This is a genomic window from Pseudoalteromonas sp. SCSIO 43095 (assembly GCF_023650455.1).
In the GTDB taxonomy this organism is placed as follows: domain Bacteria; phylum Pseudomonadota; class Gammaproteobacteria; order Enterobacterales; family Alteromonadaceae; genus Pseudoalteromonas; species Pseudoalteromonas tetraodonis.
Genome location: NZ_CP087995.1, coordinates 2,956,522 through 2,975,603, shown reverse-complemented (window position 1 = coordinate 2,975,603; position 19,082 = coordinate 2,956,522). Strand labels below are relative to the sequence as shown.

Genomic DNA, 19,082 nt, shown 5'->3' with positions numbered 1-19,082 from the left:
CGCACTTTTAACTGCGCCATTTTTATTTCTTCGATAAATTGACTATAGTTAGCCAGTCTTGATTAACAACTTAATTACATTCTATGTCCCCGCAGCGCAAAAACAAACGCACCCGAATTAATAACGCTAAGCTGGCTTTTTTATTATCGCTGGTGTTGATAATCACTATCAGCTTGGTGCTTGATCACGTCAATTATCACCGTGAGAAAGATGCTTATCGATTACGCACTCTGTCGCAGGTAAGTACCTATAGAGCACAACTTGAAGCTGTATTAGTGTCTAATATTCAACTCATTCGTGGCTTAGCTATTGCTGTTGCCGCTGAGCCAAACTTAGATCAAACTCGCTTTGAACAAATTGCAGCTCCCCTTTTTGAAACCTCAAATGAGCTACGTAACATTGGCGCGGCGCCAGACATGGTAATAAAAATGACCCATCCGATTAAAGGTAACGAAAAAGCGATAGGCCTTAATTTTTTGGAAAATAAAGCACAGCGCGAAGATGCCATTAAAGCAAGAGACACGAATACGATCGTGATGGCAGGTCCACTTCAGCTTATCCAAGGCAACGAAGCTTTGATTGCGCGCGTACCAGTATACTTGCCAGAAAATAACGCCTTTTGGGGATTGCTCTCAGTGGTACTCGATATAGAAAAAGTTTATGAAAATTCGGGGATCATTGAACTACAGCAAAATTATAATATAGCAATACAAGGACGTAATGGATTAGGTAAGCAAGGTGGTTTTTTTTTCGGTGACCCCTCTATTACTGATCAAGACCCTCTAGAATTTACTTTAAACTTTCAAGGAGGTGTTTGGCAGCTTTATGTTATACCCAAGCAAGGCTGGCAACCAGTGAGTTCTTCGGTCTGGCCTTTACGGTTCATTATTTTAACCGTGTTAGGCTTGCTCATTTCTGCCTTTTTGTTTTATCTAAAAATACTCAACCGTGAACAAGAAAGCGAAAGAATGCTTGAGGTGATGAGTAATTTAGCACAAGTCGGTGCATGGTCGTTTAACTTAGAAAAAAAACACGTGTTTTGGTCAGATATGACTAAAAAAATACTTGAATACCCATTAGATGAGCAACCAAAATGGTCAGAAAATTTAAACTATTTTAAAGAAGGTGAAAGTAGAGAAAAAATCGCTAAACTGGTTGAAAGAGCAATTAAGCATGGTGAAAGTTACGAAACTGAGCTTGAAGTGATCAATGCAAATGGTCAGCCTGTATGGGCACTTGTTCACGGTGAAGCTGAACATAAAAATGGCCGTTGTGTAAGAATATTTGGTTCATTACAAAATATTGATGCCCGTAAAAAAGTAGAATTAGAAAATCGTAAAATTGCTCGTTTTAACGAAACCTTGGCCTCCTTAACGGTGAGTGATGAAATATTAAATGGCAAACTAAGCCAATCTAAAGAATTAATCACGCAGTCTATTTGCCAAGCCCTTGAGGTAAACTGCGCCAGTATAAAATTGTTTAACCAACAAAGAACCCAGCTAATTCAATTTGCGAGTTTTAATCGTTCAGGTAGCGAAAATAATATTCCGTGGCTGCAAGAAACTATTCCTGACTTTTTTACCGCAATAGAACGAAAAGCGATATTTTGTGTTGATAATGCTCAACAACATCCCTACTTAGCCCCCATCAAAGAAAGCTACCTTCAACCGTTTTCAGTCAAGGCGATGCTGTGTGTTCTTATTCCTGCAAGCAGTGGCTCTATTGGAATAGTATGTGCTGAGCAAGATATAGTTAGAACATGGAGCCATAATGAAGAAAGCTTTTTAATTGCTGTAGGGGCTTTAATTGGCAGCCTTTACGCTAGCCAACAACGTATAGAAACAGAGGCACAACTAGTCAGGGCAAAAGAAGCCGCAGAACAAGCTGTGATTGCAAAAAGTGAGTTTTTAGCCAGTATGAGCCATGAAATTCGCACACCCATGAATGGGGTGTTGGGAATGCTTAATATTGTTAAAGCAACCCAATTAGATCAACAACAAAAGCGTCATATTAAACTTGCGCAATCATCTGCAGAGTCATTATTAGAAATTATTAATGATATTTTAGACTTTTCTAAAATAGAGGCTGGCAAGTTAGACATTGAAAATATTCAATTTAATTTACCTCACTTACTGGGTGAAGTGGTTGAGTCATTTGCATTAAGAGCCGAGCAAAATAACACCACGTTAATTTTGGATGCAACACATATCACTAGCAGCGAATTTATTAGCGATCCAAATAGATTACGTCAAATTTTAAGTAACTTAATTGGTAATGCCGTTAAATTCACCCAAAACGGTGAAATATTGATAACCGCTAAAATTGCCCACACACTTGACGCCACAGTTTTAGAATGTGCAATCGCTGACTCAGGTATAGGAATCAGCGCAGAAAAACAGCCCCATTTATTTGATTCATTTACTCAAGCAGACACATCAACCACACGCCAATATGGTGGCACAGGCCTGGGTCTTGCTATTGTCAAGCAGCTGTGTGAGCTCATGGGTGGCGAAGTGAATGTGAGCAGTACACCAAATAAAGGCAGTACATTTTCCTTTTTTATAAAGATAACCCCTCAATTAGTTCAACAGCACGAAGCATATCAAGCAATTAAAAATAAGCGTATTTGGGTTATTGATGATTGCTTACTTAATACCACTATTGCCAAAAAACAATTAACTCGCTGGGGGGCTAAGGTCAGCACGATCTGCGATTACCTGTCTATAAGTGCCTACATTAATAGCCATGAAGATACCCCACCAAACATTGTGCTTGTTGACAGTGCTTTATTTGAACCATTATACGAAGCTCAAGCACTCGCACTTAAGCAGTTTTTAACAAAAAGTAATAGCCATTTAATTATTATGGCTCCCATGAGTTATACAAATAAAAGTGCCACATTTTTAACCGAAGAAACCCTCGTATTTAAACCACTCACCCCTTTTGATTTACAAAATGCGCTGACTGCAAAAAGCTCTATCGAGCAAACACACGTTGGTACACAACTAAAGTCGCTTGCTGCCACTGAGGTTATGACAGATACACTGGCGGCGCATGTTTTATTAGTAGAAGATAATAAAATTAACCAAGTTGTTACCGCTGCTTTTTTAAAACAGTTGAACGTGACATTTGAGATTGCTGAAAATGGTGCTGAGGCAATTGAAAAGTTGAATCAAAACCCAGCTAACACTTATCAATTAATATTAATGGATTGCCAAATGCCTACGATGGATGGCTATCAAGCAACTATTGCCATCAGAGAAGGCAAAGCAGGCAAGGTAAATAAAAACATAACAATAATAGCGCTTACCGCAAACGCAATGCAGGGTGATAAAGACAAATGTTTGGCCACTGGTATGGATGACTATTTAACTAAACCCCTCAATGCCACAACTCTTCATTCTAAGCTCCAGCAATGGCTTACAAGCAAATAACAGTGTAAGCTAAAAATAGGATTTATTAGGTGAGATAAGGTATGCAATTGCAATTATCAATGGAGCAACAACGCGTTATTGGTTGTTTATTAGAAAAACAAAGCACAACACCTGAGCACTACCCTTTATCGTTAAATGCATTAACAAATGCCTGTAATCAAAAATCGAATCGCGCGCCAGTTGTTAATTATACAGAAGAGCAAGTTCAAATAACCGTTGATGAGTTAATCAGTATGCGATTAGTCACTGTAAATGAAGGGCTGTCTGGGCGAGTTAATAAATACGATCATCGTTTTTGTAATACTGAGTTTAGTCACCTGCAATTTGATCTACAGCAAAGGGCGATTATTTGTTTATTATTATTGCGAGGCGCACAAACACCTGGCGAATTAAAAACACGTTGTAGCCGCCTTGCCGACTTTGCTCGTATTGATGATGTTGAAAAGTCACTTGAACAACTAATTCAAAGCAATCATGTTAAAAAGATGCCGCGCGAATCAGGTAAACGGGATTGTCGATATATTCATTTATTTGCAGATCAATCATCTGTGAACGAGGCTTCACTTGAGGCACAAACACACACTGATGATATAAAAAACACTGAGCTAAATGACTTACTTGCAGAAATTGATGAGCTAAAAGCCCAGCTTAAACAAATAAAAGCTCACTTAGGGCTTTAATTCATAAATATGAAATCACATAATAGTTGTTCTATATAGAGCGTAAAAATTATTTAACTAAAGGAGCGGGCCATGCGCGCCGAGATTATGGCTGAAATGAAAGTTCAGCCTTCGATTGATGTAAACGCTGAAATTAAACGCCGAGTGGATTTTATTAAAGCACGTTTAAAAGCGGCATATTCAACCTCACTTGTACTAGGGATCAGTGGTGGTGTAGATTCAACGACCTGTGGCCGTTTGTGTCAACTTGCTATTGATGAGCTTAACCAAGAACACCCTGACACTCATTATCAATTTATTGCTGTACGCCTACCTTATGGCGTTCAAGCTGATGAAAGTGAAGCGCAAATGGCGGTTGATTTCATTAAGCCGAGCACCCGCATGACGGTAAACATTAAACCCGCAACCGATGCACTGCATGAGCAGACAATGGCAACTCTCGCGGGTACCGAACAAACACTCCCTTCGCAAGATAAAATCGATTTTATTAAAGGTAATGTCAAAGCTCGCCAACGCATGATTGCGCAATATGAAATAGCCGGCTTTTGCCAAGGCTTAGTGGTCGGTACCGATCATAGTGCTGAAAATATTACTGGTTTTTACACTAAATTTGGTGATGGTGCATGCGATTTGGCTCCTTTATTTGGCCTATCAAAACGCCAAGTTCGTGCATTAGCAACCACATTGGGTGCGCCTGCGTTTTTAGTTGAGAAAGCACCAACAGCGGATTTAGAAAGTGATAGACCAGGACTAACAGACGAAGAAGCACTTGGCTTAAGTTATGAAGAAATTGATGACTTTTTAGAAGGTAAAGCAGTTTCAAGTTATGTAGAAGAAACGCTAATTGCAATTTACCAGCGCACGCAACATAAGCGCCAGCCTATTCCAACAATATACGATGCTTTTTAAATCAATATTATGAGCGTGATTTAACTGATCGAGCCGCTTGTATTTTACGTAAACATGACGTGAAAATAAGTGGCTTAAATTTTTAAACGTTAACCTTAACGCTTGCCAACAGAGAGTTTTATATTTTATGACCCCCCCTATTTTGATTACTGGTGCAGCACAACGTATAGGGCTTGCGCTGGCAAAGCACTTTATAGCCCAAGGGCAAGCGGTCATTATTACTTATCGGACCCGTCATGAGGCTGTTGATTCGTTGGAACAGCAAGGGGTTACCTGCCTTTATGCTGACTTTAGTACTGATGAGGGCATTAATACTTTTATTACGTTGCTTAAATCACACACTGACTCACTCAGGGCAGTTATTCATAATGCATCAAGCTGGGACTGTGAAGCTAACAACCCTCACTTTGAGCAGCTATTTGACAATATGATGCGCATTCATGCAAAAACACCGTACTTGGTAAACTTACATTGCGCAGATTTACTATTAAATTATCAGGCGTCGCATGCTAAACCCGCTGACATTATTCATTTGACTGATTATGTAGTGGAAACAGGCAGTCCAAAGCATCTTGCTTATGCGGCCAGTAAAGCCGCACTGGATAACTTAACTAAATCATTTAGCGCTAAATACGCACCTAACATAAAAGTGAATTCAGTCGCGCCATCATTAATTATTTTTAACCAACATGATGATGAGCAGTACCGCGCTAAAACTTTAAAAAAATCATTAATGGGTATCGAACCTGGATGCCAAGAAATTATCAATAGTATAGACCTACTACTGAACAGCCATTACATCACAGGGCGTGCTTTACCTGTTGATGGTGGTCGCCATCTTAAGTAAGTCATCTAATAAAACTGAGAAACTTATGCATAACGAATTAAAAGAAAGCTATCAAAAAATTATAACTGCTGTAGGTGAAGACGCTGAACGTGAAGGGTTACTTGATACCCCAAAACGCGCTGCAAAAGCGATGGAGTACCTTACTCAAGGATATCGTCAAACGCTTAACGAAATCACGAACAATGCGGTATTCACCTCTGACGCTGACGACATGGTATTGATACAAGATATCGAGCTTTACTCTATGTGTGAACATCATTTACTCCCTTTTATTGGCCGCTGTCATATTGCTTATATCCCTGATGGCAAAGTATTAGGCTTATCTAAGTTTGCGCGTATTGTTGATATGTTTTCGCGCCGTTTTCAAATTCAAGAACAGCTTACCCATCAAATTGCAAAAGCGGTTGAGGAAGTAACTGGTGCAAAAGGTGTGGGTGTAATTGTTGAAGCAAAACACATGTGTATGATGATGCGTGGTGTAGAAAAGCAAAACTCAAGCATGCGTACCTCGGTAATGCTAGGAAACTTTAGAGCCGATCCGAAAACACGTAATGAGTTTTTACAGCTGATCAAAGGATAATGTATGGCAAACGCAATTATTAATGTGACTAATTTACGACTACGCACATTTATAGGTTTTAATCCTGATGAGCGTGAAAAAAAACAAGATGTGGTCATTAACCTTGAAATTCACTACCCTGCTGATCAAGCTTGTGAAACAGATGAAGTAGACCAAGCACTTAACTACAAAGTGATTACTAAAGAGGTGATTAGCTTAGTAGAGCAAGGACACTTTTTATTGTTAGAAAAACTAGTTGCTGAAATTCTTGCTGTTTGCCACTCACACCCAAGTGTTAATTATGCTAAGGCTCGAGTAGATAAACCTCATGCGTTGCGCTTTGCCGATTCGGTTTCTTTAACCCTCGACTGGCACAAATAATCCAACGGCAAGGGCTATTACCGCTAAATAACGTAACCCCTTGCCGAGCGTTACCAGCACTAAAAATGTAGTAAAGCGAACTTTAAACACGCCGCCAATAACGGTTAGTGGGTCGCCAACGATGGGCAGCCAAGCAAATAACAGGCTATAAACACCATATTTATTAAACTGCTGTTGTGCTTTTTTAAGCCCTTTTTCAGATACTGGAAACCATTTTTTATCTTTAAAACGCATTGCCTGCGTCCCTAACCAATAGTTAACACAACTGCCCAGTACATTACCCAAGGTTGCTGCAAACCAAATCAGCCATAAGTTAGTATTGCCTTGCATGATCATGCCACTCATCAATACTTCAGACGAGCTAGGTAATAACGTGGCAGATATAAATGCTGTAAAAAATAATGTTATATAGAGCATTTTTTCCTTATGACTAAAAACTAAACCCAGCAATTAGCTGGGTTTGACGATTTTTTTTACTTAAAACCAAAGCGCTGAATAATAAAAACAGTTATTTTATCAAATTTAAGCTAAGGGGATAATTAAACTCTTTGCCATCATTGGCTTTCACGCTTGCGATAACCACCATCACAAATGAAAAAATAGCCACCATAGGTAACAGTAGTAAACCAACCGCTGCAAAAATTAGTAAAAAACAAACAAAATAAGCTATAGCCATAGTAATTTGAAAATTAAGGGCTTTTTTTCCATGTATATCAACAATTGGCATTTCATCTTTTTTAATTAACCAGATAATAAGAGGGCCGAGTACCGACCCAAATGGCACAATAAACCCCGCTAATGCACTTAAATGACATAGCATTGCCCAGGTGCGGTCATCTTTATTGACGACTTTAATCTCTTGATTTTGTTCCATTACACTCTCCCTTCTCGTTTTTATTTTGCGCTAAAATGATATTCACACTCATTAGCCACCTTAATGTAAATGCTTATTTATCCAATGCAAAGCATTTGTGTATATTTAAAAATAAAAAAGCGCAGCAAATAGCTGCGCTTATTGATATTGCCAGACCAGTTACTTATTCACACCCGCTAAATCAAGCATAAAAGCATAATTTAAGGCAGTATCTTCTAAGCGTTTGAAGCGACCTGATGCACCTCCGTGCCCTGCTTCCATATCGATTTTAAACAGTAGCTTATTATCATCTGTTTTGTAATCTCGCAGCTTAGCCACCCACTTTGCAGGCTCAAAATATTGTACCTGCGAATCATGTAAACCAGTAGTAACTAACATATTTGGGTAATCTTGCTTACTGACCTGATCATAAGGTGAATACGATAACATATACTCATAGTATTCTTTCTCGTTAGGGTTACCCCACTCACCGTATTCGTTGGTTGTAAGTGGAATACTTGCATCAAGCATCGTGGTCACTACATCAACAAATGGAACTGCAGCCACCATACCTTTATACAACTCAGGAGCTTGGTTTGCCACTGCCCCCATTAACAAGCCACCCGCACTGCCACCTTGAGCAAATATTTTATCTTTTGCACCATACTTTTGCTCAACCAATGCCTTGGTAACATCTACAAAGTCGTTAAAGGTGTTCTTTTTAGTCAGTAGTTTACCGTCCTCATACCAAGGGCGACCTAGCATTTGTGAACCACGAATATGCGCAATGGCAAATACAAAACCCCGATCGAGCAAACTTAAGCGAGCGCTAGAAAAGGTAGGATCCATGGTCGCGCCATACGAGCCATAACCATATTGTAGCAGCGGATTAGTCCCCTCTTTTTTAAACATGTCTTTGCGATAGACTAGGCTTACCGGTACTTTAATACCATCTCGTGCAGTGACAAAAATTCGCTCTGATGCGTAATTATCTGCACTAAAATCACCGAGTACTTTTTGTTGTTTAAGTAATGTTTTATTGCCAGTAGCTAAATTAACATCATACGATGAAGCGGGTGTTGTCATACTGGTATAATACACACGTAATGTATCGCTATTTAAATCATTGTTACCGTAGGTGCTAATTGTATAAGCACTGTCGTTAAAACTAAGCGGTATCTCTTTACCCGTGGTTAAGTTACGAGCAATAATAGTCGACTGACCCATTTCACGCTGCTGATACACTAAGTAGTCGTTAAATAAGTCGATGCCTTCTAATTTTATATTATCGCGAGCGGGGATCACCGTTTGCCAATTTGCTTTATCACCGGCTTTATCAATATCAACTTTCATAAGCTGAAAGTTAACCGCATTTAAATTAGTGACAATGTAGTAAGTATTACCCAGCTTAGAAATTCCATACTCCAGATCCGCTTCACGTTCAATCAAGCGTTTTGGCATAGCCTTAACATCATCAGCACTTAAAACCGATACACCTGACGCAGTTGTACTGCTGTGCCAAATATAAATTTCTGAATCGTCTTTGCTTTTGCTTATACCAGTGTAATAGCTTGTGTCTGTTTCTTCGTAAACCAGCTCATCATCGCTTTGTGGGGTACCAAGTGTATGACGATAAACTTGATAACCTAGTAAAGTTTGTAAATCTTTTTTTATGTAATAAAGCGTTTTGTTGTCGTTTGCCCAAACAACACTGCCATTCGTACCTTTAAGCGTATCTTCGAGTAATTTACCAGTGCTTAAGTCTTTTATTTTTATATCATAAATACGACGACTTACGGTATCTTCACCATATGCCATTAAATTGCCGTTTGGACTTACATCTAAACCACTTACGGCATAATAATCATGTTCCTTAGCTAGCTCGTTTACATCTAAAATAACCTGCTGGTCAGTGCCTGCAAAATCACTACTACGTACATAAGTTGCGTATTCGTTATCACCGCGAGTTTGTGATGAATAATAATAGTTACCGTTTTTAACTGGCACTGAATCATCGTCTTTTTGAATTCGCCCTTTTAGCTCTTCAAATAACCTAGTTTGTAACGTTTTTGTGTGCGCAAGCATTGCATCTGTATAAGCATTTTCAGCCTCAAGGTAACTAAGTACCTCAGGATCTTTTCGCTCATCATCACGCATCCAATAATAATTATCGATACGCGTGTCGCCATGGACTGTCATTTTATGCGGTACTTTCTTCGCAATAGGCGGCATTACCGCGATTTGAGATACAGACTGTTCAGTAGGCGTGTTTTGTTTAACTTCAGGCGCTTTGTTACATCCACCTAAAATAGCTAAGGAAATAAAAGTAAGAACAAATGGGGTATGTTTCATTGATTGGAATCTCTGTAAGTTTTATTTTTATTAAATATACCTAATATTTAATAACACGGAGATTTAGTTTGTGAAGCTATGTAAAAAGGGAGCCGAAGCTCCCTTTAAATAACATTTAAGTTAATACACTACTTTTGCTTACGACGACGCATAAAGGCAAACGGCGCTACAAGTAATGTTAACCAAGCTAACGAACCTGAAGAGCTTTTCTTAGTAGGCTCTGGAGTAACAACTACAGGTGGTACTACTTTAGTAACGGTTATTGTTACCATTGCAGGCTCTGACACATTACCACGAACATCAATCGCAACAACTTCCATTTCTGCAGATGTATCACCCGCTAATAAAGTGGTATCTGCAACCACAATTTGACCTTCTGCATCAACAGCAAGACCAAGGTTTGTATTAGATTGAACATAGTACTCTGAAATAGCTAAGTCTAAGTCTGATTCTTCAATAGTAAGCGCACCTACTACAGTTCCATCAGCTGCATCTTCAGAAACACTAAACTCACCACCAACCAGCGTTGGAGCTTCAACGTCTGGTAACTCTAGGTCTTCAGCTGCCATTACTTTAATAATGTTAGTACCTGAACCTTGCGATAATGCAAACGGGCCCGCTTGCAGAAACAACCGCTTTCTCACCAGGTTTAAGTGAAGAAATTGCTTCACCTGTCTCATAAGAGGTCATTTCAACTGCTGGTTGTACGCCAAATACTGTTGAACCTGTTACGCTGTCTGTTTCACTGTAAACACCAGTTTGGTAACTAGGGTAGCCTACCGATACTTTGAAGTTCATTTGCTCACCAAGAAGCGAAGCATCAATATTCATTAACTCTGAACAACCTGAGAAAGTAACTGTGTCTTCTCCTGCAGCATGGAAAAGCGGCGTACCCCATTGCCATGCATCATTACCAGCGCCATCAGTTGTACCAATTAATGTGCGGCTACGACCTGGGAATGCAGTTGTGCGACCACGGTCATTTAAGTTTTGCATGAACTGATCAGATACACCGTCATTGTTGGTATCTATTTCAATTCTATAACCCGCTTGGAAAGTATGAGTTAACGGATCTCGTAGTTGTATTGATGACGTAATATAAATTCCTGAATCACAGAAATCTGCATTGAATGCAGAGAATGTAGTAGACAGGATATTAAATTCAGCATCTTCAACTGATTTTTCTGTCCCCATTGCAACAATACTTTCAGCTTGTGGAGAAATTTCAGTTTGACCTGTATTTTCAATAACCAATGCCATTTCATTGTTAACAATTTCAGGTGAGTAGCTCAACTGAGTCGCAGCTTTTGGCATTGCATGATAAACAACATGTAAATCGTGATCGCCATCTGTAGATGCATCATCAAATACTAACGCACCATCAAACTCTACTGATGTTAATGCAGCACTTCTTGCTGCAATATCCTCTTCACTGAATGGATTTTCTAATTCCCATGCAGGTAATTTACTTGGATCAACCGTCATTGTAATATCAAAGTTAATCGCTTGACCTGCCGGTACTGTTATAGATTCAGGGAAATCCCAACTAACTGCGCCCGTATCAATATCATTTTGGTAGCGCGCTTCTGTGCGAAGATTATAAGTTTTTGCATCTGCAGAGAAGTTCTTAACTGTTACTGTTTTAGTAATTGAACCTGTTTCCGCTAAACTTACTAAACCATAAGATAGTGCAGCTTGTTTTGTGTCAAACTCACTATTATGGACCCATGCAGCAACTGGCAAGTTAGCCGCCTTAGTCACATCAACTAAACCAGCACCTATCATACTAATTGGCGCAAGCTCTGAATCAGGATTAATAGCTAGAGGCTCATTTGTTACGTTTAAGTTTGCTGCATTCATGATTGTTGCTTTAATCTCAAACGCATTACGCTCAGGATGCGCTTCACGGATCATTGCAACAGCGCCTGCTGTAATTGGGCCAGAGAAAGATGTGCCTGAAACAGGGTTTGTGCCTGTTTGCGTGCCTGCTGCTGCTACATCAATGCTCGTACCTGGCGCTGTAATTTCTGGTTTTAATAACCCATCCATAGAAGGACCACGAGATGAGAATGTTGCAACCGCACCTGCCGTTGTTTTAATTTCAACGCTAATATCAAATGTTGCAGGGCCGCCAGCTGCTAATTGTGCTTTTAAAGCAGCGCCTGCAGCAAAATTAATACCTACGTTTTTAATAGTTACGTCCGCATCAGAACCACCCATAGGTGCTGGGGTACCATCGTCGGTATTATTCGCGATCATTACAAACTCGGCACCATTTGCTTGTGCATTCAATACTTTTTGCGTAAAGGCACATGCACCACGGTCGATTAATACTGCTTTGCCTGTAAAGTCAACATCTGCAGCAAATTCAGTACAACCATCCTGGTTTGTATCAGGATAAACTAATTCAATATCTGCACCTGAAATAGCAAAATCTTCTTGAGGACCAAAACCTGATGCCTGGATATTACCTTCAACGCCAGCAACAGTACCTGATGCCACACCGATTTCAGTTGTTGGGTGAGTCATAGCGCCAACAGATAGTGCGTTAGGTGTAGTACTTGGACCACCAACACGGAACGGATTATCACCATCGTTACCAGCAGAAATAACCATATTCACACCTAAATCAACTGCACGTTGAACTAAGTACTGTGTACCACCACCCGTGTAAGTGTCACCAAATTCACCACCAAGAGACATATTCATTACATCAACACGGTCTGAAATATCGCCATCACCGTTAGGATCCATTGCAGCTTCTAGAGCAGCCGCTTGCGCATCGCCAGGACAACCGCCGCCACATACTGAGTAAGCGTAAAGTTCAACGTCAGGCGCAATACCATTTACAGAGTTTGCAGATGATGTACCGTGATTAGTTGGATCACCCGTTGATGGCGAGTTAGCGGCATCATTTTCAATAGGGTCGGCATCATCACGTATAAAGTCGTAACCACCTTGTACAATGCCTTGTGGCCATGCAACTGATGTTGGATCTGCCTGTGCGGCTAGGTAAGCTTCAACAGTGCCTGCGCCACCGAAAGCAGCATGAGTGTAATCGATACCCGTATCAAGTACAGCAACACGCTGACCTTTACCACTTGCAATACCATCAGTAATTAACGGCTTGGCATTAATATATTCTGAACTGGCTGCAACATGTAACTCACGATCGAACATTGGTAAAACTCTAGCAACACGATCATCTTTTGCAATTTTTGCTAACGCTTCAGGGGTTGCTTGAACAATTAACGTTGGCGCTAAAATTTTAGTTTTGCCAATTACCTTAGCATTAAAATCTAGGCTGCTAAGCTCAAGCGCCATTATGTCCTGTAGCTGCTCAACCTGAGCAGTTACTTCACGGTTAGATGATACTTGGTAGGTTCCAGCAGCAACTGCATCAACTGAGGTTTTTGCTTTTAAAACAATCATGTGGGCTGAAGGCGCTTTTTTATCAGCTGCCAATTCTTTTATTTGCTCTACTTGCTTGTTAGTCATTGTAGTATTTGGCAAAGTCGCAGCATTGGCAAATGTTGCCACAAATGCACCCGATACAGCTGTCGCGATTGCTGTTCTTTTAATTATATTATTAGACATCGTTTCCCCTAGGATAGTTTATGTATTATTGTATTTACTAGTTTCAATTCCATTGATTGATAACTACGAATATAAAGCGTCAGCCTTTGCGTCTGCAACAGCATTGCTACATTAAAATTACACAAAAAAACAACCACCTTGAAAAATCACCATAAAACATTGATTTAAAAGGAAAACAAAACACATTCAGTTTGTAAAAAATTGTAAACAAAAAGATTTAAATAGAGAGATAAATGAATAACGATGTAATTAATATTTTAACTATGGCCAAAGTCATTCAAACAGCCGTTGCCCCTGTTTTTTTAATTACAGGTATTGCGGCAACACTTGGGGTGCTATCCAACCGTTTGGCACGTATTACAGACAGAGCCAGGCAGTTAGAGCGAAAATTAAAAGTTAGCACCGATGAAGAATTTAACTTGTCTCTAACTACAGAGCTTAGAGCGCTTCTTAAGCGCTCCCGCTGCATACATATTGCCTTTAGTTTAAGTGTATTAAGTGCATTATTAGTCTGTGCTGTGGTTATGCTGTTATTTTTATCGCACATACAATCGATTAATTTAGGCGTCACTATTGGTAGTTGTTTTGTTGGTGCAATGGCATTGCTAATATGTGCATTTATGTCATTACTTGGCGAGGTATTTTTAGCAACCCGCAGTATGCGTCGAGGAATGATATTTGCTGATATTGATATAAACGACTAAAGGCATTGCTTTAACTTGAATTAAAGCGTTAGCTAATATACAAATACAATCAAATAACCGTCAAAGGAGTAGAGTAAAGTGAAATTGAAGCAAGTATTTATCGGGGCATTACTATCTACATGTGCACTTAGTGTATCTGCAAATTCTGCGTTTAAAGAGCCTAGTGATGCAATTGAGTATCGCCAAGCTGCATTTTCTATGATTTCAGTTCAAATAGGCGATATGGGTGCTATGCTTAAGGGTAAAATTCCTTTTGATGCAGAGCAATTCAAACAGCGTGCAAATAACGCGGCGGCATTATCTAAAATGCCTTGGGAGGCATTTTACGCAGGCACTGAAAAAGGCGATACATCAGCACTTCCTGCGGTATGGTCTGAAAACGATACTTTTATGAAAAAAGCGACAGCGTTTCAGCAATATGCTGATGAACTTGCTGTAGCAGCTCAAACAGGTGACAAAGCGGTCATTGGTAAAGCATTTGGTGCATGGGCTAAAGGCTGTAAAGATTGCCATAAGCAATTCAAAGACTAATAAACACTGTGTATTAAACAATAAAAATGGCGCTGTATTAGCGCCATTTTTTTAACTAAGCAGATAACTTAAAGGCTCACTTCCCCAAGTACTCATAATTAAAACCAGTAATAGTAAAAATAAAACCCATGCAATCCATGGTGACTTTGTCTCAGGCTCTGAGCTTTGTGTTGCCAGTGCTTTATTACCGGTGATCATAGCTTTTACCAAAGGCTTGCCTTTTATTTTATAAGCAATAATAGCCACAACATGCAAAATAATCGCATAAAATAAAATATCAAAATTGATATGATGCAGCCAGTTAGCGAAATCAATCGTATCACTCGATACATACTGCGCTAACGGGCCATCAGTTAAAATACCATCACTGCTCATTAAACCACTAACCAGCTGCGTAATAATCAGTATAAAAAATAATAACACCATATAACTGCCTGGTGCAGAATGGCCCACATCATTTGTTTTTTTGCCACTAAAAGAAGCAAGCACCGATTTAGGAGAATGCAGTAATGCCGATATTCTTGCCGTTTTACTGCCTATGAGACCCCATATAATCCGCGTTGAAATAAGCGCTAAAGTAAAAAAGCCAACCACAAAATGTAGCTCTATCATGCCCTCTTCAGCACTAAAATAAAGCGCAGCAATACTCAATACTAATAACCAATGAAAGCTTCTTAAAAAGCCATCCCACACTTTTACCTTGAACATTGCACCTTCCCTAAAAAACAGTATCATCTAAAACGCTAACTATTTTAGCATCTTAATCTTAAGGTATCCCGATGAGTCTTTCTACTATTACACAGAGTAAAACACATGCAGTCCATTAAAAAACCGATACTAAAAGGCTTTTTAGATATGCTGCCATTATGTTTAGCCGTTATTCCTTGGGGTATTTTATGTGGCTCGTTGGCAATACAAAATGGCTTTACTCCTTTTGAAACTCAAGCTATGTCGCTATTGGTATTTGCTGGCTCGGCTCAACTGGTTGCTATTGAGTTAATGGCTGGTAATACCCCTCTGTTAACCATTTTATTTACCACATTTATTATTAGCTCTCGTCATTTTTTATATGGCTTGGCGGTTCGTCACAAAGTGATTGAGCAACCTATGCGTTGGCGCCTTCCAGTCAGCTTTGTATTAACCGATGAACTATTTGCTTTTTCGCATCATCCTCGCGCCTACCAGACTAAAACGCGCCTAATTTACGCGCTCAGCGCAGGCTTTAGCTTTTACATTGCTTGGAATATTTGGACACTGTTCGGTATTTTAGCCGGTACTATACTCCCTGATCTCACCAATTTAGGACTCGACTTTGCGATTGCTGCAACCTTTATTGCTTTGGTTATCCCAGGAGTTAAAAATTTAGCCACACTTATCACTGTCATTGTTGCAGGGATCTGTGCCACTTTATTAAAAAGCACAGGCTTTGAGCTGTGGTTGGTATGCTCAGCACTACTCGCGATGAGTGCAGGTTACGTTGTAACTAGAATAGTAAAAAATAAGGACACTAAATCATGATGACGACTATTTTACTTATGGCATGTATTACCTTTTTTACCCGTTATTTATTCTTACATCGCGCGCTACCATTTAAAGTAGGGCCTAAAATGCAGCAGTTTTTGAGCTTCAGTGCACCTGCGGTTCTAACAGCGATTTGGGTGCCTATTGTATTTATAAATGATGGTGGCATTAATCTAAATTGGCAAAATCCTTATTTAAGCGCAGCGATTGTAGCCATTATAGTTGCTTACAAAACACATAATATTTACCTAACCACACTTGCTGGTATGGGGTTATTTTTGATTTTAAATTAACAGTAACGCCATAGCAGTGTTCACTATTTCGACTTTGTTAATCACCAAGCAAAGGTTAGACTATGCCAAATAAACAAATAATAGCTTAATAATATGCACCCATTTCATCAACTAAGTGCAACTAGCCTGCAAGGCCAACCTATCGATTTTCAAGAGTTTGTAGGTAAAGTTGTGTTAATAGTAAATACTGCAAGTGAGTGTGGATTCACTTATCAATATAAGTCATTGCAAGCATTACACGAAAAGTATGCCTGCCAAGGTTTAGTCATTATAGGTTTCCCGTGTAACCAATTTGGCCAGCAAGAACCCGGAGACGCGAATCAAATAGCGCAAGGTTGCTTAATCAATTACGGAGTTAGTTTTTTAATCTCAGAAAAAGTGAACGTTAATGGTCAGCATACACATCCGGTTTTTCGCTATTTAAAATCTGTATTACCGGGGTTGTTAACACGAAAAATTAAGTGGAATTTCACAAAATTTTTGATTAATTCAGATGGCTCACCGATTAAGCGCTACGCGCCCTTTACTAAACCTGAAAAACTAGAAAAAGTAATTGAAAAAGCATTGCTCGCAGCTAAAGTGTGAGGCATAAAAATTATAAAGAGGCATAAAGCCTCTTTATTACCAACCCACAGAGCTTTAAATGCTACCTAAGTAGCAGTTAAAAGCTAATATGTCGGCACTGATTTGTACTAGCGACAACCTAATCAATATAATCGTTTAAGTCATCTTCACCTAGGTTTTTACGCAAGCGTTTTTGCTCAAGGTAATCCTCTAACTTTCTTTTCACCTTTTGCTTTTTCTTGTCGTGTTGATTACGCCCGACCATTTCGTATTCGTCTTCAACAAAATCATCATCTAGCGCATCGTAACTAAATGTCTTACCCACAACCCACTCCATAAAGTGTTTGAGACCAATTACGGATTCTTGTATCGCGATAATTGGTGAAATTAAAATGTTCAACGCAAATTCATTGTACAAATTTCCGTCAAAATAAAGCCACATCGCTATCCTAAATAGTCTCTGTGTCAGTATTGTGAATAAATAGCGCTAAATTTGAATTGTGGAAAGTGAGAGTTTTTTATCGTATCGATAAATTTTATTTATTAGCATTTAATTGTTGGTTATTTTGACCAAATTTTAGCTTTTTCAATGACTTTACTTTCAACTTCAAAGCAGCTTAAAAATCACAAACCACTGTTTTTAAACACTAAAAACTATTGGCACCAAACTTGTTATAAGTTAATTATCATCAGCAAAAAACAGAGAATAAACATGAAAGAATTATTATTAGTTAGCGCAATTATGTGCGCCCCCGTCGCCATGGCTCATAACGATAACAGCTCTTCAATTTCATTTAGTAACGACGAATGTAACGTTGTATTTAAGAACGATGTGCGCATCAAACCTAATGAGTTAGAAATTGTTAAAGCCAATAATCAGCGCATGCTATTTACCGCTGAAGGTGAGCTGTCTATCAATGGCGAGCAAGTAGCATTAAATAGTGCACAGCGCCAAGCACTGACCAACTACACAGATAATTTACGCGTGCAATTACCTGAAGTGGCCAATATTGCCCTTGAAGGGGTTAAAATTGCAGGTGTTGCATTAGAAGAAGTCGCCAATGCATTTAATATTGATGGCCTCGATAACATTGCAACCTTGATGGACGATATTCAACAAGAAGTAGAGGGTACCTTTTACCAACAAGGTACATTTGTCATGGGCCAGCAAAGCTTCACTCAGTTTGGTGAAAACTTTGAACAGCAGTTTGAACAACAAATAGAAACTGCCGTTGAGTCGGCCGTAATGCAATCAATGGGCAGTATTTTAGTAGCATTAGGCTCTGAGCTAATGGGTTCAGGTGGCGACATGCAAGCCTTTGAAGAGCGCATGGAAAATATGGGCGCACAAATAGAAGAAAAAGTAGAGATCCATGCAAAAAAACTTGAACAGCGTGCAAATACACTGTGTGGTGACTTTATTGAAATCGCACAACAAGAAACTCAACTTGCTGCGCAAGTGCCTGCATTAAAAGGCTACGAGTTATTTACTATAAAACAGCACTAACTGCTCAGCATTTTAATTAATCTCCCTTTGCGGCATTTGCTTTTAAGCTATGCCGCATTTTGCGTTTTTACCCCACCAGTCCCATTTAACTCAAATAATAGACTGTTGAGTGGATCTGCTCTTGCTGTGCAGAGGCATTTTGTGGCTTCATAGTAAAATACAAACCAAAGTATAATCTTCACTTCGCTCTAGATCACATAGAATGCCGTTCGAGCTGATGATTGTAAGCCCAAATTGCAACATATTAAAAACACCCCTTTTTAAGTTTCAAATTCTGAGGCGGTGCGATCCCCAGTTAGACGCGTTTTAAAACGCAACTAACTCCAAAGTGCCTAGTAACCTAGGCACTT

General features: G+C 39.4%; 17 protein-coding genes and 1 pseudogene. 12 read left to right on the top strand and 6 right to left on the bottom strand.

Annotated features, from left to right (window positions below):
- Window positions 1-83: 83 nt before the first annotated feature.
- From LOC50_RS14035 to folX, 6 genes are all read left to right on the top strand, one after another.
- A complete protein-coding gene (locus LOC50_RS14035; protein ID WP_250653390.1) occupies window positions 84-3,434 on the top strand; it encodes an ATP-binding protein in 3,351 nt (1,116 codons plus the stop codon).
- 47 nt (window positions 3,435-3,481) lie between these two features.
- A complete protein-coding gene (locus LOC50_RS14030; protein WP_190276276.1) occupies window positions 3,482-4,114 on the top strand; it encodes a YceH family protein in 633 nt (210 codons plus the stop codon).
- A gap of 72 nt (window positions 4,115-4,186) precedes the next feature.
- A complete protein-coding gene (gene nadE / locus LOC50_RS14025; protein ID WP_036980816.1) occupies window positions 4,187-5,023 on the top strand; it encodes an NAD(+) synthase in 837 nt (278 codons plus the stop codon).
- Window positions 5,024-5,150: 127 nt separating this feature from the next.
- The gene (gene folM, locus LOC50_RS14020) at window positions 5,151-5,870 is read left to right on the top strand and encodes a dihydromonapterin reductase (RefSeq protein ID WP_013463706.1); all 720 of its coding nucleotides are present in this window, start codon (window positions 5,151-5,153) and stop codon (window positions 5,868-5,870) included.
- 25 nt (window positions 5,871-5,895) lie between these two features.
- Window positions 5,896-6,450: a GTP cyclohydrolase I FolE gene (gene folE, locus LOC50_RS14015; RefSeq protein ID WP_008108996.1), complete on the top strand. Its 555-nt coding sequence runs from the start codon at window positions 5,896-5,898 to the stop codon at window positions 6,448-6,450.
- Window positions 6,451-6,453: 3 nt separating this feature from the next.
- A complete protein-coding gene (gene folX / locus LOC50_RS14010) occupies window positions 6,454-6,810 on the top strand; it encodes a dihydroneopterin triphosphate 2'-epimerase (protein ID WP_013463705.1) in 357 nt (118 codons plus the stop codon).
- Here folX and LOC50_RS14005 read toward each other — a convergent pair.
- From LOC50_RS14005 to LOC50_RS13990, 4 genes and pseudogenes are all read right to left on the bottom strand, one after another.
- Window positions 6,787-7,227, bottom strand: coding sequence for a YqaA family protein (locus tag LOC50_RS14005; RefSeq protein WP_250653389.1), 441 nt, complete (start codon window positions 7,225-7,227; stop codon window positions 6,787-6,789). The two genes, folX and LOC50_RS14005, sit on opposite strands and share 24 nt — an antisense overlap.
- Window positions 7,228-7,318: 91 nt before the next feature.
- Window positions 7,319-7,684: a DUF4870 domain-containing protein gene (locus tag LOC50_RS14000; RefSeq protein WP_010392586.1), complete on the bottom strand. Its 366-nt coding sequence runs from the start codon at window positions 7,682-7,684 to the stop codon at window positions 7,319-7,321.
- 159 nt (window positions 7,685-7,843) lie between these two features.
- Window positions 7,844-10,015, bottom strand: a complete 2,172-nt coding sequence (locus LOC50_RS13995) for a S9 family peptidase (RefSeq protein WP_250653388.1) — start codon at window positions 10,013-10,015, stop codon at window positions 7,844-7,846.
- Window positions 10,016-10,143: 128 nt separating this feature from the next.
- Window positions 10,144-13,612: pseudogene (locus LOC50_RS13990) on the bottom strand (S8 family serine peptidase).
- Between the two features lie 233 nt (window positions 13,613-13,845).
- On the opposite strand from LOC50_RS13990, the gene LOC50_RS13985 reads away from it, so the two are divergent.
- Window positions 13,846-14,316, top strand: a complete 471-nt coding sequence (locus LOC50_RS13985; protein WP_008108981.1) for a DUF2721 domain-containing protein — start codon at window positions 13,846-13,848, stop codon at window positions 14,314-14,316.
- A gap of 78 nt (window positions 14,317-14,394) precedes the next feature.
- Window positions 14,395-14,847, top strand: coding sequence for a c-type cytochrome (locus LOC50_RS13980; RefSeq protein ID WP_013463699.1), 453 nt, complete (start codon window positions 14,395-14,397; stop codon window positions 14,845-14,847).
- Window positions 14,848-14,898: 51 nt separating this feature from the next.
- Here LOC50_RS13980 and LOC50_RS13975 read toward each other — a convergent pair whose 3' ends face one another.
- Entirely contained in the window at window positions 14,899-15,555 is a 657-nt protein-coding gene (locus tag LOC50_RS13975; RefSeq protein ID WP_076922591.1) for a cytochrome b/b6 domain-containing protein, read from the bottom strand.
- A gap of 105 nt (window positions 15,556-15,660) precedes the next feature.
- On the opposite strand from LOC50_RS13975, the gene LOC50_RS13970 reads away from it, so the two are divergent.
- From LOC50_RS13970 to LOC50_RS13960, 3 genes are all read left to right on the top strand, one after another.
- Window positions 15,661-16,365 carry an AzlC family ABC transporter permease gene (locus LOC50_RS13970; RefSeq protein ID WP_076922590.1) on the top strand — a complete coding sequence of 235 codons (705 nt, stop codon included), beginning with the start codon at window positions 15,661-15,663 and terminating at the stop codon, window positions 16,363-16,365.
- Complete coding sequence (locus tag LOC50_RS13965; RefSeq protein WP_016900234.1) at window positions 16,362-16,661, top strand: AzlD domain-containing protein; 300 nt, start codon at window positions 16,362-16,364, stop codon at window positions 16,659-16,661. The genes LOC50_RS13970 and LOC50_RS13965 overlap by 4 nt, the downstream gene beginning before the upstream one ends.
- 93 nt (window positions 16,662-16,754) lie before the next feature.
- Window positions 16,755-17,246 carry a glutathione peroxidase gene (locus LOC50_RS13960; RefSeq protein ID WP_250653387.1) on the top strand — a complete coding sequence of 164 codons (492 nt, stop codon included), beginning with the start codon at window positions 16,755-16,757 and terminating at the stop codon, window positions 17,244-17,246.
- A gap of 118 nt (window positions 17,247-17,364) precedes the next feature.
- Here LOC50_RS13960 and LOC50_RS13955 read toward each other — a convergent pair whose 3' ends face one another.
- Window positions 17,365-17,550: a PA3496 family putative envelope integrity protein gene (locus LOC50_RS13955; protein ID WP_008108975.1), complete on the bottom strand. Its 186-nt coding sequence runs from the start codon at window positions 17,548-17,550 to the stop codon at window positions 17,365-17,367.
- 387 nt (window positions 17,551-17,937) lie between these two features.
- Here LOC50_RS13955 and LOC50_RS13950 point away from each other — a divergent pair, with 387 nt between their 5' ends.
- Complete coding sequence (locus tag LOC50_RS13950; protein WP_250653386.1) at window positions 17,938-18,732, top strand: YggN family protein; 795 nt, start codon at window positions 17,938-17,940, stop codon at window positions 18,730-18,732.
- The last annotated feature ends 350 nt before the right edge of the window (window positions 18,733-19,082 follow it).

Coding starts and splice junctions, on each gene's coding strand:
- folM (WP_013463706.1), top strand. CDS start 5,151: ATGACCCCCCCTATTTTGATTACTGGTGCAGCACAACGTATAGGGCTT.
- LOC50_RS14005 (WP_250653389.1), bottom strand. CDS start 7,227: ATGCTCTATATAACATTATTTTTTACAGCATTTATATCTGCCACGTTA.
- LOC50_RS14000 (WP_010392586.1), bottom strand. CDS start 7,684: ATGGAACAAAATCAAGAGATTAAAGTCGTCAATAAAGATGACCGCACC.
- nadE (WP_036980816.1), top strand. CDS start 4,187: ATGCGCGCCGAGATTATGGCTGAAATGAAAGTTCAGCCTTCGATTGAT.
- LOC50_RS13950 (WP_250653386.1), top strand. CDS start 17,938: ATGAAAGAATTATTATTAGTTAGCGCAATTATGTGCGCCCCCGTCGCC.
- LOC50_RS13970 (WP_076922590.1), top strand. CDS start 15,661: ATGCAGTCCATTAAAAAACCGATACTAAAAGGCTTTTTAGATATGCTG.
- LOC50_RS13960 (WP_250653387.1), top strand. CDS start 16,755: ATGCACCCATTTCATCAACTAAGTGCAACTAGCCTGCAAGGCCAACCT.
- folE (WP_008108996.1), top strand. CDS start 5,896: ATGCATAACGAATTAAAAGAAAGCTATCAAAAAATTATAACTGCTGTA.
- folX (WP_013463705.1), top strand. CDS start 6,454: ATGGCAAACGCAATTATTAATGTGACTAATTTACGACTACGCACATTT.
- LOC50_RS13965 (WP_016900234.1), top strand. CDS start 16,362: ATGATGACGACTATTTTACTTATGGCATGTATTACCTTTTTTACCCGT.
- LOC50_RS13985 (WP_008108981.1), top strand. CDS start 13,846: ATGAATAACGATGTAATTAATATTTTAACTATGGCCAAAGTCATTCAA.
- LOC50_RS14035 (WP_250653390.1), top strand. CDS start 84: ATGTCCCCGCAGCGCAAAAACAAACGCACCCGAATTAATAACGCTAAG.
- LOC50_RS13975 (WP_076922591.1), bottom strand. CDS start 15,555: ATGTTCAAGGTAAAAGTGTGGGATGGCTTTTTAAGAAGCTTTCATTGG.
- LOC50_RS13995 (WP_250653388.1), bottom strand. CDS start 10,015: ATGAAACATACCCCATTTGTTCTTACTTTTATTTCCTTAGCTATTTTA.